Below are 17,417 nucleotides of genomic sequence, written 5' to 3' on the forward strand. Positions count from 1 at the left end.
CGTATCTGCTAAACTGTAAGCGGTCAAGCCGTCCTCAAAGGACGGGGTTTTCAACCCATTTTTCTGATAAACAACTATGGACTTAGATCGAGCCCTGGAATTGGTCGATCGAGTTGTGTGTAGTGCAACTGGCCGCCAATTGACGGATGTAGAGACGGCAATTTTCAAAGGGGCTTGGCACAGCCAAACCTACGGGCAGATTGCCGAAACCTACGGGTATTCGGAAAACTACCTGCAACGGGATGTCGGCCCGAAATTTTGGAAATTTCTCAGCAAAGCCTTTGGCGAATCTGTCAGTAAAACTAACTTTCGATCGGTCTTAGAACGCCAGCAGCGCAGCGAGGACGCAGCAGGAGCGGCCCGAGAACCCCAGCCAGACAGGGGAGTACGGGAACAAGAGAGCGAGGACACAGCAGCCGCAGAATCAGCCGATCGAGCCTCCCTTGCAACTTCACCTCAAAATCTACCAACTTTCCGTGCAGATTGGGGGGAAGTGGTAGATGTTTCGATGTTTTACGGTCGATCGCCCGAAATGGCTACGCTAACTGAATGGGTGGTGGGCGATCACTGTCGGTTAGTTGCGATCTTGGGCATGGGTGGCATTGGCAAAACGGCACTGTCGGTGAAGTTAACTAACCAAGTTTTGATCGCGTCCAGATTGCAAGGAAAAAACGAATTTGAGTGCGTCATTTGGCGAAGTCTACGCAACGCTGTGCCCTTAGAAACTCTGCTCGCCGATTTAATTTCGTTTTTGTCGAATCATCAAGACTCGCAGGTGAATCTCAGCCGATTCGCGCATTATTTGCGTACCTACCGCTGTCTGGTGATTTTGGACAATATGGAAACAATTTTGCAGTCGGGCGATCGCGCCGGACAATTTCGATCGGGCTACGAAGATTACGGCGACTTGCTGCGGATTGCCGGCGAATCTTCTCATCAGAGTTGTTTAATGCTGACGAGTCGAGAAAAGCCCGCTGAGGTGGCTGCTGCTGAGGGCATGGGTTTAAAAGTGCGATCGATCCAATTACAAGGTTCGCCGCAGGCTGCACAAGCGATTTTTCAAGCCAAAAGACTGACAGGAACGCCAGAACAAAAGCAGCTTTTGGGCGATCGCTACGGCAACAGTCCTTTAGCACTGAAAATTGTTGCGACTTCGATTCAAGACATCTTTGACGGCAATATTGCAGAATTTCTCCAAGAAGACACCATTATTTTCAACGGGATTCGCCGCCTGCTAGACCAACAGTTCGATCGCTTAACGCCCTTAGAAAAGTCGATTATGTACTGGTTGGCCATTAACCGCGAATGGACAGCGGTTTCAGAACTGAGCGAAGACATTGTACCTCCGACTTCTAGAGGAAATCTGCTGGAGTCATTGGAGTCGTTGACTTGGCGATCGCTGCTAGAGAAACAGTCCGGCAAATATACGCAGCAACCTGTAGTAATGGAGTACGTGACGGACAAATTAATTGAGCAAGTGAGTGCAGAGATTGTCAGTTCAAATCAACCGTCTCTTCGGGTTTTTCAAAGTTATGCGCTAATCAAAACCACCGTCAAAGATTACGTCCGCAACACTCAAGTCCGGCTGATTTTACAGCCGATTGCCGACCAATTCGGGAAAACCTTTGGGGCAAAAAGTGCGATCGAACAACAGCTCATGAGTATTCTAGCAATGCTCAGAAGTTCAGAAGCGCAGTATTCGGGTTACGGCTGCGGCAACCTAATCAACCTCTGCTGTCATCTCAAAATTGATTTAACCGGCTATGACTTTTCTCGCCTCACAATTCGCCAAGCCGATCTCCGAGAAGTCAATTTGCACCGCGTCAATTTTGCCCGCGCGAATCTAGTTCAGTCGGTTTTTACTCAAACCTGCGCTGCCATCTTGTCGCTAGACTTTAGCCCGAATGGAGAGCTGCTGGCAACCGGAGATGCCAACGGCGAGGTGTGTTTTTGGCAAGCCGACGGTCAACCTCTCTGGCTCTGTAGAGGACACACGAGTTGGGTGAGAGCCGTTCACTTTAGCCCAGACGGACTCACCCTCGCCAGCAGTTCTTTTGACCAAACGGTGAGGCTCTGGGATACCCGCACGGGGAAGTGTCTCAACACCTTGCAAGGTCATCACAATTTGGTCTGTTCCGTGGCCTGGAGTCCCGACGGACAAACCCTAGCCAGCGGCAGCGGCGACCAAACCATCAAACTGTGGGAACCCCGCACGGGTGAATGTCTCAACACCTTGCAGGGACATACGGATTGGGTGTGGGCGGTGGCATGGAGTCCGGACGGACAAACCTTAGTCAGCGGCAGCGGCGACCAAACCGCGAAACTGTGGAATGCCCGGACAGGTGAATGTCTCAAAACCTTGGAGGGACATACAAATTTGGTCTATTCAGTCAGCTACAGCCAGGACGGGCAAACTCTGGCCACTACCGGTTACGACCAAACTGCAAAACTGTGGGATACCGACACGGGTGAATGTCTCAACACCTTGCAGGGTCACGCCAGCCGTATCAATTCAGTGGTATGGAGCCGTGTTGCGCAAACCCTGGTCACCGCCAGTAGCGACCAAACCGTCAAACTGTGGGATGCCCGCACCGGCCAATGCCTGAAAACTTTGCGCGGGCATACGGGTCAGCTATGGGCTGTGGGTTGGCATCCCGACGGACAAATCCTTGCCACTGGCGGTGACGATCAAACGGTGAAACTGTGGAACTCGGATACGGGTGAATGCCTCAAAACTTTCGTAGGCTACTCGAATCCGATTTGGTCGGTGGCCTGGAGTCCCAACGGGCAAACCCTTGCCAGCGGGAGTGCCGAGCCGGCCGTCAGGCTGTGGGATGTTAGCACGGGTGCGTGCAGCAAAATCATGCGAGAACATCAGGGTTTGATCGGTGCACTGGCCTGGAACCCTGACGGGCAAATCCTTGCCAGTGGCGGAAGTGACGGAACAGTGAGCTTGGGAGACACTCGCACCGGGCTGTGTCTCAAAAACTGGCAAGCTCATGGGGCTTGGGTTTGGGCGGTAACGTGGAGCCCGTCCGGGCAAATGTTTGCTACTGGTTCTCAAGACGAAACTGTGAAAATTTGGGATGCGCGTACGATCGAGTGTCTCAAAACCTTGGAAGATGGAGTTAATTGGGTTTGGTCGGCGGCATGGAGTCCGGACGGGCAAATTCTTGCTACTGGCAGCGCGGATCACAGGATCGGGCTGTGGGATGTCGGTACGTGGGAATGTGCGAACATCTTGGAGGGACACGCTAGCTGGGTGGGTGGCGTAGCATGGAGTCCCGACGGTCAAATCCTCGCTAGCAGCAGCAGCGATAAAACAGTGAGGCTGTGGGATACTCGCACCTGGCAATGTCTCCACATCTTGGAGGAGCATACGAATTGGGTTTGGTCGGTGGCCTGGAGTCCCGACGGGCAAACTCTTGCCAGCGGCTCTCAAGACGAAACTGTGAAGCTGTGGGATGTTCGCACTGGAAATTGTTTGAAAACTCTGGGGCAGCACGTTAGTTGGGTACGGGGAGTAACGTGGAGTCCAGATGGGCAAATCCTTGCCAGTTGCAGTGCGGATGAGACGATTAAGCTGTGGGATGTGAATACGGGTGAGTGTTTGAAAACCCTGATGGGCGATCGCCCCTACGAAGGCATGAATATTGCGGGAGTTACAGGCATAACCGAGGCACAGAAAGCAACGCTGTGTGCTTTGGGGGCGATCGCAAAAGATCGCGCTGAAGCTTGCGGAATTTGAGATAATTGCATCTTTTCACTTGAGATGACAGTGACAATTCGGCTTTTCAATCAAAGACTCAACCAAAGCATTCAAAGCCACCGCCGCCAACAACCCGCCGCCAAAAGTCCCCACCGTCGTAATATAAGGAATTCCCGATCGCACTAACCGACGTTTCGCCACCGGAGAATGACTGAAGCCGATCGGCATTCCGATCGCCAAAGCCGGTTGCAGTTGCCCGTTCTCGATCGCCTCGCAAACCGCCATCAGCACAGACGGCGCATATCCTATCACTAATATACATCCTTTTTCCAGTTTCAACAACTTTTCAAACCACTCGCGCTGCTGCCAAAATTCCTGTTCAGCTTCCGCCGCAGCATTGATGTGCGGCTCGTCTATTAAAGTTGTAATACTTGTTCCTAAATGCGCCAATCTTGTGTTATCCAAAGCAGCACAAACAGGAGGCACGTCAGCTACAATTTGACACCGATTTTTTAAAGCTTCGCGCGCCGATTGAATCGCCGTGGAGCTCAACTTCACAAACGGCAGCAGCGAACAATCACCGGATGCTAACATTAGTTTTGACAGCAAGTCTACCTCAATTTCCGAGCGATCGCCCAAATCCGGCAACAAATGCTGCAACGACTCCCCAAACGCCTCCGGGTGAGTGTGCGCCCCCGCATCCCAAGCATCCCAAAGTTGTTCCAACCCTCCCAAACCCCCCTCAGTTTCCGCCTCCAACAGCCTCAATTGCGCCAGTGCGACTCCTTGCACCGCTTGACAGGAAAGATCCCGCCCCAGCAATCCTTCGAGGGCTGATGCCGTTTCTCGGAGGCGCACAATCTGCTGAATTACCGACAGATATTGCTGCTGGAGAGTCGCCATCAGCGCGTCTGGGGAAGCATCCGCGTCTGTTTCTAAGAGTTTGCGGATGTGAGACAGTTGAAAGCCTTGTTGCTTGAGTGCGACAATTTTTTGGAGTCTTTGCACGTCGCTGCGGGTGTACAGTCTGTAGTTAGAGGTCGATCGCACGGCCGGAGATAGCAGCCCCAAAGCGTGATAGTGCCGCACCATCCGAGGCGTAATTGTGCCTTTTACCGCTTCAGTAAGTTGTTTGATTGTCAGGTATTGTTGCTGCATAATACCAATTCTAAAAACTCGGGTTAAATCTTCTAAATTGTACCCGATATCGGTAGGGAAACGGCATTGCCGTGTCCGGCACTGGACTCGGCTAATTAACTTTTATATAATAACCTTTAATTATTGAAAATAATGAACGTCTATAAGTGTCCGAAGAGAGGCACGAAGCAATCTAAGTCTTTGCGATTGATTCGTGCCTCTCTTCGGACAGAAACTCTCAGAAACCCGGTTTTTTCCTAAAATTATCGTTACCAAACGCAAAAAATTGTATAAACCGGGTTTCTCGCCTAGACAATCCCTAAAACTGTCCAAAATATTGCTTGAAAGCATGATAAAATTAACTTCTGTATCAAGCTCAAATATAAAATCTAAAATCCAAAATCTAAAATCTAAAATCCAATGACTCGATTAATTCACGATCGCTTTGCCAAAGAATACCTAGAAGAAATGCTGTCTCCAGTAGGAGCAGTCGATATCGGTCGCGATGTCACTTCCGAAGTCCGCGAAATCGATGTTTACTTTAGTCAGAATGCCACAGTCCCAGAATACATCGAAAGCTTGGGAGTGTTGGGAAAACTAGCAACTTCGACGGCAATTTTTGAACCGTTCCGCAACCCGGTAACTATCAGGGAAGTTGTCGGTTGCATCAGCAAATTGTTTGATATTCAGAGCGAATTAGAACGAGAAGCCAGAAGAGACAATATCCGACTGAACGAAAATGATTTTCCGAAATTGTGGATTCTCACTCCCACAGCGTCAGAATTGCTGTTAAACGGGTTTCGCGCCGAACCTGACGAGCCCAATTGGATGCCGGGAATCTATTTTTTGGGGGAATCTATGCGATCGGCAATTGTGGTCATCCATCAGTTGCCAAAAACTCCCGAAACCTTGTGGCTGAGGATTTTGGGCAAAGGAAAGGTGCAGGAAAGAGCCGTTGCCGAGTTGAGCGCCTTGGCGACAGACAACCCCCTGCGAACTAATGCGTTAGAATTGCTGTATCGACTGCAATCAAACTTAGTAGCAGATTTAGAACAGCCAATAGAAACAGAAGACCGGGAGTTAATTATGACTATCGCACCTCTTTTTCAAGAACAGTTACAAGCGGCACAAGAACAAGGAGTTCAAGAAGGTATAGAACAAGGGGTTCAACAAGGATTAGAGCGAGGAAGACAAGAACAACAGCGGTTAATTTTAGAGAATTTTCTGCGCGTGAGATTTGGAGAGTTAGACTCGCTGATGATAGCGTTTCTCACTCCAGCATCCATGATACCTGCTGCCGAGTTTACGATGATTTTACTCGGAATATCTATGCTCGCGGTCGATGAAGGAGGCAGGCAAGAAGCGGTGAGATTGTTAGCAGAAAATGTCTTGGCAGTGCGGTTTAATGAATTTGGCGATAGTTTGCCTGCACTGGTTGCTAATTTGTTGGCTTTACCAGCCGCAGAATTGACATTGTTGTTGGAACAATTGCCTCAGTTATCGGCTGATGAATTTATGACCAGATTGGGACAGAGACCAGGGTAGAGTTTGTTTAAAGTGATCTCGACTTTACCAGGAAGTCGAGATCGCTTTTCAATTCTATCAAATGCAGGACACGGCGCCGTGCCCTTGGACTACCCGGAGGGAATTCAGGCAAAAAGCTTGACATTGACATTAATGTCAAGGTTTACGATGCAGGAGTCATTCTACCAAATCAATTCTCTCCAATGACTCCCAATTCTCTCCCCATCTCGCGCCTGTCGCGCCTCGCCCAAGAGCACCCCGATGCTTTAACTGCCGCCCTGTGCGGAATTCTAGTAATTTTGGGTTCGATCGCCCTACAACTCGGTTGGCTGGGCTTAGCCGTGTTAATATTGCCCGCTGCTTACGTTATCGGCGGCTATTCCAGCACCCGCGAAGGCTTGACTACGCTTTTTCAAGAACATGAATTAGATGTAGATTTGTTGATGATTGTTGCTGCTTTGGGCGCGGCAGGTTTGGGGCTGTGGCGGCAAGAATATCATTTAATTGTTGACGGTGCGGTGCTGATTTTAATCTTTGCAATTAGCGGCGCCCTGGAAGGTTATGCTATGCAGCGGACTGAACGGAGTATTCGCAGTTTGATGAGCTTGACTGCGGATACTGCGCGGGTGCTAATGTACGGTGGGGAACGGTTCGTTGCGATCGACAAATTGGAAATTGGCGATCGCATTTTAGTCAAGCCCGGAGAAATCATCCCCACAGATGCGATAATTATCGAAGGCTACAGCGCTCTCAATCAAGCCTCGATTACCGGCGAATCGATGCCCGTCGAAAAAACCAGGGGCGATGAAGTCTATGCAGGCACGATTAACGGTGCGGGCGCGCTGCAATTGGAAGTTCACAAAACCCCAGAAAGCAGTTTGATTCAGCGAGTGATTCGGCTGGTGCAACAAGCGCAAACAGAAGCGCCGCCTTCTCAACAGTTTGTGGAAAAGTTCGAGCGCGGTTATGCTAAATTAATTGTCGGTTTAGGCTTGCTGCTGGCAATTTTGCCGCCCTTTATTTTGGGCTGGAATTGGGAAGATACTATTTATCGGGCGCTGATTTTCCTAGTAGTCGCATCTCCCTGCGCGCTGATGGCTTCGATTATGCCGGCGCTGCTTTCGGGAATTGCTAACGGGGCGAGACAGGGGATTTTGTTTAAAAGTGGCGCGCAATTAGAGATAATAGGTAAAGTTCGGGCGATCGCCTTTGACAAAACCGGAACTCTCACCACGGGAAAACCGCAAGTTATCCAAATTGTACCAGCTACCGGATATACTGAAACGGAAGTTCTGCAATTGGCTGCGGCTCTCGAAGCTCATTCCGAACACGCGATCGCCCAAGCAATTGTCCAATTTGCCCAGCAGCAACAGTTACAATTGTCAAGTGCGATCGGCGTACAAGCAAAAATCGGTCAAGGAATTGTCGGCAAAGTCAACAATCAAACCATTACCATTGGTAAAGCCGGTTTTGTCGCAGCAACTGCTGAATTGACAGAAGTCAGCCATCAGTTGCAAGCCGAAGGAAAAACAGTTGTTTGGGTGGCAAAGGGCGATGAACTTTTAGGCATCATTGCAGTAGCAGATACCGTGCGCCCCGAAGCAGCAGCCACAATAAAACGCTTGCAAAAATTAGGCGTAGAACATATAATTATGCTGACAGGCGACAACGAGCAAACCGCTGAATATATCGCCCAACAATTAGACATCAATGAAGTGTACGCCGAACTTTTGCCAGAAGACAAAGTGCACCTAATTAAAAAGCTGCAAACCCAGTATCAAACCGTCGCAATGGTAGGAGACGGCATCAACGACGCCCCCGCCCTCGCCCAAGCTTCTGTGGGAATTGCGATGGGTATTTCCGGCAGCGATGTTGCTTTAGAAACTGCTGATATCGTATTAATGGCAGATAAGTTAGAACAATTAGCTAAAGCAATTAGTTTGGGCCGCCGCGCTCAAAATGTTGTGAAGCAAAACATTGTTTTTGCACTCAGTTGCATTATACTGTTGTTGGCTGCTAATTTTCTCGGAAATATCACAATGCCGATCGGCGTCATCGGTCATGAAGGGTCTACAGTTTTGGTAACATTGAGCGGTTTGCGGCTGCTGAGAAATTAATTAGATTACTCATTACCAGACGAATTTGTAGGGGCGGGTTCACCAACAATTTACGATAAAAATCAACAATTTCATAAACCCGCCCTCCCCCACCAACAATAAAAATGTACCATGAATTTATTTGTAAAATGTTGATGTAAATAATCGCGGGGATGGGGCGGGTTTATGAGATTATTTGTGGGTTTCATATAAGGTGGGTGAACCCGCCCCTACTGTTATCACTCAGTTTCTCGATTTAATTCACTCAGAGATGTCATAATATTTTGAGCCATTTTCAAAGCAATTTTCACATCGCTTGACAATGTAAATACCGTATCCGCATAATCTGCCTTATTCCTAAACTCCCTTAATCTGCTTAAATTCTCCCCTATTTTTATCATTTTTTTAGCTTTTGATTTATGAAAAATGAATTCTTCAGCCACATATTGATGTTCGTTAATATCAGAATTTATTCGAGAAAGTCTATAATCTTTTTCAACATCGCGCAAATAATTTCTAGCTAGGCAGAATACAGCATAGTATGCCCTACTTACTGCCGATCGCAATTTTGCCTCATTATTGTCTGAATCGCCAGAGATTGCTGCCAATTCTTGGGCTAAATTTAAATAATCAGACCAATCAAATCTCATTTGACTCGAATCCCAAACTAATATGCAATTTACTGTTGGCAACAGCAGTTATCTTTTCCAGCCACCAAGTATCATCAAGAATTGTTAATTTTTCCAAAGCTTCATCGACTTCTAGTTTAGTGTAAATGGTAATCCAGAGCGATCGCCAATTGGCAATTTCTGGATCGGTTTTCACTTCCAAGGCCAATCTTTCGCTAGGAAATAGTTCTCTAACGTGAGAATGAGCTTCTAAAATCACACTTAGCATTACTTCCTGCTCAATAATTAACTTAAAAGCTTCTAGAGGTTCATCTACCCTGTAGAGACTTCGGATTTTATTGAAATCAGCGATTAAATCGTCAAAGGGTGAGGTTTTAATGGCTTGCTCTTGAATAGCAGTCATAATAGTTGGTTGGGAGTGCTTTACTTGTTAATATTTTAGCAAATATGGGGGCTATTGTGCAAAGCCTGTGTGTCATGCTGATAAGACTTACGCACGGGTGGCCAGAAACCGGGCTTGATGGACGAAAATATTTTATTGTCGCCCACATATTAGGTAAAAAACCCGGTTTTTTCGGATCGTTAATTGGCTGGGTGGGCGATGTATTGTTGGTGATTGTAGCAGAGTTTTTGCTGTTCAGGACGCATTAGGACTCAAAGAAACCGGGTTTTTTACCTAGTCTGTTGGTGATACCGAAGTATGGTTGTAAAAAACCCGGTTTCTGGCTACCCCTGAGTCAAAGAAACCGGGTTTTTTACCTAGTCTGTTGGTGATGTCGAAGTATTGTGGTGAAAAACCCGGTTTTTGGCTACTCGTGAGTTGAAAGAAAATGTACTCATAGACTGTTGTTTGGCGATTAAGGCCAGATCCCCCCGGCGCCCCCCTTCTTAAGGGGGGGGACAAGAGTGTTCAAGGTCTCTCTTTTGTTGATAAGAGTATTCTCTTTCGTCCACCTTCTGACGACAAAACCGGTTTCTGGCTACCTTTCTGGCTACCCGTGAGTCTAAGAAACCGGGTTTTTTACCGAGTCTGTTGGTGATACCGAGATATTGTGGAAAAAACCCGGTTTCTGGCTACCCGTGAGTCTGTTTCTGGCTACTCGTGAGACGAAGAAACCGGGTTTTTTACCGAGTCTGTTGGTGATACCGAGATATTGTGGAAAAAACCCGGTTTCTGGCTAGCTTTCTGGCTACTCGTGAGGGGAAAGAAACCGGGTTTTTTTCCGAGTCTGTTGGTGATACCGAGATATTGTGGAAAAAACCCGGTTTCTGGCTACCCGCGACTCAAAGTAATTTACAAAACTACTTAATAGTTCATAGGAATTAACGATTTGCGATCGCAATTTAAGCTTAAACTAAGAACATCGCAAAATAAAAGTTTTCAGATTCACAAGGGAAGAGATCGGAGAAACCGGCAAACACAAGTTTTTTTCCTGAACAATCATCTTCTCCTTCCCCTTCCCCTTCACTTTGTGTAGGAGGCAATTATGAACCAAAAAGTCCTTGGGGCCGCGCGGAACGTTGCAATTGTTGGCCCTTATTTAAGCGGTAAAACCGCACTGCTGGAAAGTTTGCTGTCAGTCACAGGGGCGATTACTCGCAAAGGTAATGCTAAAGATGGTAACACGGTAGGTGACAGTTCGCCGGAAGCGCGCGATCGCAAAATGAGCGTAGAAGTCAACAGCGCCACCGCAGAATACGAAAACGTTCGCTTCACATTTCTTGACTGTCCCGGCTCGATCGAATTTGCTCAAGAAACTTACAATGCACTTATCGGTGTCGATGCAGCCGTGATTGTTTGCGAACCAGTTGCCGATCGCACTTTAACCCTCGCCCCGCTGTTCAAATTCCTCGACGATTGGGAAATTCCGCACCTAGTTTTCATCAACAAGATCGATCGCGCTTGCACCGACGAAACCACTTGCGCTAGCAACTTCAGCGACGTTCTCAACGCCCTCAAATCAGTTTCCAGCAGACCAATTGTACCTCACCAATACCCGATCGGCAAAAACGAACAAATCATCGGTTTTATCGACTTAGTAACCGAACAAGCCTACCACTATCACTCCGGCGCACCCGCAGATCCCGTCCCGCTTCCCGAACACCTCAAAGCACAAGAAAGCGCCGCGCGACAGGAAATGCTCGAAGAATTGGCCAATTTTGACGATCGTTTACTCGAAGAATTGCTCGAAGAAATCAATCCCGACGCTGAAGAAATTACCCGCGATTTCAAGATGGAATTAGGCGCTGATTTAATAGTGCCCGTATTCATCGGTATCGCCGAACAAGATTTCGGAGTGCGGCCTCTGTTGGAAGCTTTACTCAAAGAAGCGCCGACACCGGAAACGACAGCAGAGCGGCGCGGTTTTATACAAAGTGAAAACAAGGTTCTCGCTCAAATCCTCAAAACTTTTTACACGCCTCAAGGAGGTAAATTATCGTTAGTGAGAATGTGGCGCGGGACGATCGCAGATGGAGCAGTTTTGAACGGGGTTCGAGTTAACGGTTTGTACCGCTTGACCGGCAACCAAACGCAAAGTTTGCAGTCCGTCAGCGCTGGGGAAATTGTGGCTGTGGGGAGGCTGGAAGGCTTGAAAACAGGCGATACGCTGGGTTGTGATGAATTTTTGCCAAAAGCTGAAATCATCTCGCCTGTCTACGCACTGGCGATCGTCCCAGAAAAGCGCAACGATGAAGTAAAAATGAGCGGTGCCCTCGCAAAATTGCTCGAAGAAGACCCATCTTTAGTGTGGGAACAGCACGGCGACACCCACGAAATTATACTTTGGGGTCAAGGCGAAATCCACCTCAAAGTAGCTTTAGACCGATTGCGCCGCAAGTATAACTTACCGATGGTAACTCACTTACCGCAAGTACCCTACAAAGAAACCATCCGCAAACCCGCATCATCCATTCACGGGCGCTACAAACACCAAAGTGGCGGACACGGACAGTTTGGCGACGTGTACCTCGACATCGCACCTCAGCCTCGCGGAGAAGGTTTCAATTTCAGCGACAAAATAGTCGGCGGAGTCGTTCCAAAACAGTATATTCCCGGCGTTGAAGTGGGAGTGCGCGAGTATTTGGATCGCGGCCCGCTGGGTTTTCCGGTGGTAGATGTATCGGTGACTCTGACTAACGGTTCCTACCATACTGTTGACAGTTCGGAACAAGCTTTTAAGCAGGCGGCGCGCTTGGCGATGCAGGAAGGAATGGCGAAATGCGAATCAACATTGCTGGAGCCGATCGCCAAAGTTGAAATTTGCGCTCCCAACGAGTGTACATCAAAGGTGTTGCAGTTAATCAGCGGACACCGCGGCCAAATTCTCGGCTACGAGGGTAAAAAAGACTGGAAGGGATGGGATGCTGTTTCGGCTTATTTGCCGATCGCCGAAATGCAGAATTTGATCGTAGAATTGCGATCGCAGACGATGGGTGTCGGATTTTTTAACTGGGAGTTCGATCGTTTGCAAGAAGTACCGGAACCTTTGGCTAAACGGGTTTTGCTCGCGACTGGCGGCAATGGTAATGGTAACGGTAAAAGTTAGTTAGCAGGGGAGGTTAGAAACCTGGTTTTTTACGAAAAAACTGGATTTTAACCTTTAATCCCGGTAAAAACCCGGTTTCTTTGGTCTTGATTCCAAGACTGTTCAAGAAACCGGGTTTTGGCACGAGTTGCAATTACAATTGATTGGGGTCAATTCCCTTTGCTCGGAGTTGAGCTTCTAAAGCTTGCGATCGCGATCGTTCTTGCTCCAGCAAACTTTCTGCTTGCTGAATCTGTTCCTGTACCTGCTGAATCCGTGATTCTGCTTGCTGTGCCCGCGTTTCTGCTTGCTCTCGCAGTTGAGCGAGTTCCACAAAACTCACAAACGGCTCTCCTGAAGGCCCGAACATTTGGAGTCCTGATTCCTCAGACAATCCAAACCGCACGCCGAGTCTGGGACTTGTCCAGCCGTCCATTTGTTCGATCGCCTCTAATTGTTCATCCACACGCCGCCATCCCGACAGGTCTACATTTTGTGGATCGTATAAATAATGTTCTTCCACACCGTAGCGTTCGTAAAATTTAAATTTTTGAATTATCGAAGTGAAGCGATTTCCCGGCGACAAAATTTCAAACACCACTTGCGGTACAATATTTTCTTCAAGCCACTGTTGGTAAGAACCTCGATAACCTTTTGGTCTACCGAAAACTACCATTGCATCCGGTGCTTGAGAAATTTTGTTATTTCCTTCCACTGGATACCACAGCAAGTTTCCGGCTACGAAAACATTCGCAACGCTAGCAAATAACAGTTCTAAGTTTTCCTTAATCCAGACGATCAATCTAAATTGCTCCGTATTGTCTGACATTGGTTCGCCGTTGTCATCGGGGTAGATGATATTTGATTTGTCGGGAGATTGCAGTTGTGTAACCATTGCTGTTTCCCCAAATTGGCTGATGACTTTATTTTATTCTAGACGCACGGCGGGCGATCGCATTTTCCCCAAATTTGTCAGGGCGGATTCATCTTCTTAAAAGACTTATTGTATAAATCTTTGAGCGCTCGACCGCAAATGCCAAGCAGATGCAACACAGATAAACGCAGATGATTTCAAGAATTGAGTGAGAGCGAATGAATGCAATCCTGTCTAAAATTATAAACAATCATCATAAAAGTATTGTGGAACGGGCCGGAGAGCCCGTTCCCAAAATCACCCTAAATCCCCTACAACTTAACTGTTAAAAAGAAACAATCAAGTAACCGTTTTGGAACTTAGCACCAGTAACAGACTTACCAGTCAGCGCCGGAGGTAGCAAAATATTGCGCCGCTGATCGCCAGCTTCGATCGTCACTTCCGGCCCGGATTGAATCAATTTAATTTCTTTCTTGTCAAACCCAGGCAAAAACAAACTAACTAAACGCTGTGCAGTGTTGATGTTAATCGGTTTAGGAGCTTTTGTTGCCTCCGAAAAATCTGGCAAAGCATCAATTAGCGGCTGCCAATTATTATCGCTGTGCGCCGGCACCGAAACTGCCGTCAAAGGCTCAAAATCAGCAGCAACAGTTTCTGTAACCGCTGCTTGATTGACAATTACACCGCCCACAGTCAAACCAACTTGTTGAGAACTTCCCCAAAGATAGCGGGCTGTGCCGATCGCACTTGCATCACCAGTCGTCACCAAATAAGCCGCCGTGCGCTTCGGATCTGCCAGCGCTTCCTTACCCTTATCCAACAGATTATCGACTTGCTTCGTAGATTGAAAAGCATTGTCTCCCGACATATCCACAGTCAACACGGTACTGACAACCGGTTGAATAAAAGGCGACAAAGCTTTGCCCAAATCCGAATCTACCAAAGCTTGGCGGAAGCGGCGGATATACCAGCTCAAAATTTCCGGCATTCCCAGCATCCGCAGCGTATCCATGCCGCCGCTGCCGTCATACACAATTACATCGTATTGTTTGCTGTCGTCATATTCCCGAATTTCGTTCAACGCCAGCGCGCTGTCCATCCCCGGTAACACTCCCAATTCTTGCCCGTAAATCTGCTTGAAAAACGGTGTGCGAACATATTGAGCTTCTAATTGTTTAATTTCGTCCCACCTGCGTTCTAGCAGCGGCGCGCTTTGCACCTGTACTGCTTTCAGGTTGGGGGCGATTTCCTGTGGTGCGGGAGTCAGGGGAACTCCTAGCAGAATACCTAATGCAGGCCCCGGATCTTGACCGAGTAGCAGAACTCGCTTGCCTTGAGCCGCATATTTTTTAGCTGTTGCGATCGCGATCGTGCTGCGGCCAGTGCCGCCTTTGCCCAAAAATGTCAAAATCAAAGCCATTTTCTGTTCTCAGTGCCAAAAGCTTACTACTTAACATTTAAGCGCAACGGCCATCGAGATTGGGGGAGTGGAAGAACGGAAGAACGGGAGAACGGGAGAAAAGGAGAGGGGGAGATGGGGAGATGGGGAGATGGGGAGAGAGAGGGGGAGATGGGGAGAGAGAGGGGGAGAGAGGGGGAGAGAGGGAGAGAGGGAGAGAGGGAGATGGGGAGAGAGGAGAACGGAAGAAGGGAAGAACGGAAGAACGGGAGAACTGGAGAATTGAAAAAATCTTCCTTATTCCCTCGAACCTCAAACCTCAGCCTCCATCCGTTACATCCCGCACATTGCGAGTAAGGCCGAACCTCCATCCGTTACATCCGTTACACAATCGGCTGCCGAACCTCTATCCGTTACATCCGTTACATCCCGTACATTGCGAGTAAGGCCGAACCTCCATCCGTTACATCCGTTACATCCGCTACAAAATCCGCTGCCGAACTTCCTTCTACTAAACGGCTTCTAGCTCATCTTCAAAGAACCAAGTCGCAAAACCAACGTCAAACTTGACAACCACGCCTACTCCGCTGCCGTCAACCATTCTGAATCCGTCAACAGTGCCTACGGGATTCTCCTTTATCTTGCCCACCATATTTGCAGGTATCCGATCTCTGAGACGGCGCACCTTAACTCTCTGACCTACTTCTATTGCCACTGAAATTTTTCTCCTGCTCTACATAACTTATATACAAGCGTTCATTTTACAGTTTGGCGGTCTCGATCGAACAGCAACGCCAGCACGGGCGATCGCTCGCGATGATTTTCCCTCGAAATTTCGATCGACTTTCCCTAAAAGACGGTATTCTAGTCGGAGTTGCTCGATCTACGCTGCCTTGTCGCGACAAGGCAGCCGAGCTAGGGTTCCACAGGGCAAGCTCCACTCCCTGAGCCCGCCGCATCGCTCCGATAATTATTTTTTATCGCTTTGCGAAGCCAATCTTTTTATTAACTGCCACAACTACAGGATTTCTCCGCAATTAGTCATCCTTCCGGCAGAAGGCAAAAGGCATTCACAAGCAGTAATAAATTGTATGTTTGCTATATATAAATACTCGCTCTGGAACCTTGACATCTGCTAAAGCTCATGCTGCGAAAGACTTTGACTCTGGTCGGCCAAATTGGGCGCACATCAGATTTTAGGAAAATGCCACGTTGTAACAGCTTACTAAAGTTTGAGAAAAAAATAAAATTTAATGCTAATATTTGACGCTGACAAAGTTTATTTTGGCGGCTGTTTAATGGCAGAAAAAATGGAACGATTGCCGGATTTAGGGAGTCTAATAAAGGAAATGAAGTCTAGGAACTTCAACATGACAAAATAGAAATTATGAATAAAATTTTTACGTGCTGGCGATCGACCAAAATTCCCCTCCTCAGCTTGTCCTTAGCTGTGCTGGCCTGTCTGCCGCTCGGTCGCTCTACGATCGCCAGTCCGCTCCCTCCATCCCCCAAACAGCCGTCAAACACTACTAAAATTGTCTCGGCCGATCGACCCCCAGCACTGCCAACCGGCTCAAATTATCCCAAAAATCCGCAAACAGCCGCGGCGAATCCATCCCCAACCAAAACGATAAACGCTCAGGGAACAGCTTTCGTGCGATCGCTCAAAATCCAAGAAATTCGCGGTACAGTCACCTTCAAAGGGCGGCCAGCGGTCGTGGGCGATCGGCTTCTGGCCCCCGGAGACGAAATCATCACCGGCCCGAATTCCACAGCCCGTTTAGCGATCGACAACAACACCGGCATCGTGGAAGTTGCCGAAAAAACCGCAGTCAGAATATCCGATTTGTCAAGCAGTGGAGGCGAAAAAGACACAGCCATTTTTGTTAGCCGGGGGCGAGTCAGATTGTCGATCGGCAAAACTGCTGCGCCAACAGCCGCAGCCAACACCTCAACAATTATCCCGCCCAACCAAATAGCCGCCCTCAATACCTTCAGCGGACTCGGCAACTCCAGTCAAATTGCCCAACAAAAAAAATCTGCCAAAACCGCCCCAGTCAGGGTTGAAACCCCAGAAGGCGTTGCCGGAGTCCGCGGCACCTCCTTTGGCGTCAGCGTGGGCGACGGCAAAACCGCAGTCGAAACCATTGAAGGTGCAGTCGGAGTATCTGGCAACAATGACTCGGAAGTAGTTGTCAACGGCGGCAACTCCACGACAATTTTCTCTCAAACCCCGCCCGCAGCGCCATCAGCGAGCCCTCGCCTAGCTCAACTCAAAGTCCGCAGCGTGTTCAGACTCAGCGGCGATATGTATCGCCTCAGCGGTCAAATTAACCCGATCGACATAATTTATGTCAACAACGAAACCATTAAGATCGATCGACAGGGCAACTTCAACATCCAAGGGATTTTACCTGCAAGCCGCCGCCTCAACATCGTAGTCCGAGGCCCGTCAATCACAGAAAGGCATTACAGCCTCGCAGTTCCCTAAACAACCCCTATCTAGGAGTTCGGACTCTAAT

Annotated in this window: 12 protein-coding genes; 6 read left to right on the plus strand and 6 right to left on the minus strand. The window is 48.3% G+C overall.

Annotated elements, in window-relative coordinates:
* Positions 1-76: 76 nt before the first annotated feature.
* Positions 77-3,748, plus strand: coding sequence for an eIF2A-related protein (locus tag QUB63_RS23635; RefSeq protein WP_332947766.1), 3,672 nt, complete (start codon positions 77-79; stop codon positions 3,746-3,748).
* 15 nt (positions 3,749-3,763) lie between these two features.
* Here QUB63_RS23635 and QUB63_RS23640 read toward each other — a convergent pair whose 3' ends face one another.
* On the minus strand, positions 3,764-4,867 hold the full coding sequence (locus QUB63_RS23640; protein ID WP_332947767.1) for a precorrin-8X methylmutase: 1,104 nt from the start codon (positions 4,865-4,867) through the stop codon (positions 3,764-3,766).
* Positions 4,868-5,266: 399 nt separating this feature from the next.
* Between QUB63_RS23640 and QUB63_RS23645 the strand changes: the two genes are divergently transcribed.
* Both QUB63_RS23645 and QUB63_RS23650 read left to right on the plus strand, forming a co-directional pair.
* The gene (locus tag QUB63_RS23645) at positions 5,267-6,391 is read left to right on the plus strand and encodes a flagellar assembly protein H (RefSeq protein ID WP_332947768.1); all 1,125 of its coding nucleotides are present in this window, start codon (positions 5,267-5,269) and stop codon (positions 6,389-6,391) included.
* Between the two features lie 182 nt (positions 6,392-6,573).
* The gene (locus QUB63_RS23650) at positions 6,574-8,487 is read left to right on the plus strand and encodes a heavy metal translocating P-type ATPase (RefSeq protein WP_332947769.1); all 1,914 of its coding nucleotides are present in this window, start codon (positions 6,574-6,576) and stop codon (positions 8,485-8,487) included.
* A 218-nt stretch (positions 8,488-8,705) separates the two neighbouring features.
* Here the strand turns inward: QUB63_RS23650 and QUB63_RS23655 are convergent, their stop codons facing one another.
* Together QUB63_RS23655 and QUB63_RS23660 are read right to left on the minus strand one after the other, a co-directional pair.
* Positions 8,706-9,116, minus strand: coding sequence for a HEPN domain-containing protein (locus QUB63_RS23655; protein WP_332947770.1), 411 nt, complete (start codon positions 9,114-9,116; stop codon positions 8,706-8,708).
* Complete coding sequence (locus tag QUB63_RS23660) at positions 9,106-9,498, minus strand: peptidase (protein WP_332947771.1); 393 nt, start codon at positions 9,496-9,498, stop codon at positions 9,106-9,108. The genes QUB63_RS23655 and QUB63_RS23660 overlap by 11 nt, the downstream gene beginning before the upstream one ends.
* Positions 9,499-10,582: 1,084 nt before the next feature.
* On the opposite strand from QUB63_RS23660, the gene QUB63_RS23665 reads away from it, so the two are divergent.
* Positions 10,583-12,643, plus strand: coding sequence for an elongation factor G (locus QUB63_RS23665; RefSeq protein WP_332947772.1), 2,061 nt, complete (start codon positions 10,583-10,585; stop codon positions 12,641-12,643).
* Positions 12,644-12,776: 133 nt separating this feature from the next.
* Here the strand turns inward: QUB63_RS23665 and QUB63_RS23670 are convergent, their stop codons facing one another.
* Positions 12,777-13,517, minus strand: coding sequence for a Uma2 family endonuclease (locus tag QUB63_RS23670; RefSeq protein WP_332947773.1), 741 nt, complete (start codon positions 13,515-13,517; stop codon positions 12,777-12,779).
* Between the two features lie 304 nt (positions 13,518-13,821).
* A complete protein-coding gene (locus tag QUB63_RS23675) occupies positions 13,822-14,916 on the minus strand; it encodes a Get3/ArsA fold putative tail anchor-mediating ATPase NosAFP (protein WP_332947774.1) in 1,095 nt (364 codons plus the stop codon).
* A gap of 67 nt (positions 14,917-14,983) precedes the next feature.
* Between QUB63_RS23675 and QUB63_RS23680 the strand changes: the two genes are divergently transcribed.
* The gene (locus QUB63_RS23680) at positions 14,984-15,181 is read left to right on the plus strand and encodes a hypothetical protein (RefSeq protein WP_332947775.1); all 198 of its coding nucleotides are present in this window, start codon (positions 14,984-14,986) and stop codon (positions 15,179-15,181) included.
* Positions 15,182-15,406: 225 nt separating this feature from the next.
* Here the strand turns inward: QUB63_RS23680 and petP are convergent, their stop codons facing one another.
* Positions 15,407-15,610, minus strand: a complete 204-nt coding sequence (gene petP, locus QUB63_RS23685) for a cytochrome b6f subunit PetP (protein ID WP_332947776.1) — start codon at positions 15,608-15,610, stop codon at positions 15,407-15,409.
* A gap of 672 nt (positions 15,611-16,282) precedes the next feature.
* Here petP and QUB63_RS23690 point away from each other — a divergent pair.
* The gene (locus QUB63_RS23690; RefSeq protein ID WP_332947777.1) at positions 16,283-17,386 is read left to right on the plus strand and encodes a FecR family protein; all 1,104 of its coding nucleotides are present in this window, start codon (positions 16,283-16,285) and stop codon (positions 17,384-17,386) included.
* The last annotated feature ends 31 nt before the right edge of the window (positions 17,387-17,417 follow it).

The sequence above is a fragment of the Microcoleus sp. ARI1-B5 genome (assembly GCF_036705795.1).
Lineage (GTDB): Bacteria > Cyanobacteriota > Cyanobacteriia > Cyanobacteriales > Microcoleaceae > Microcoleus.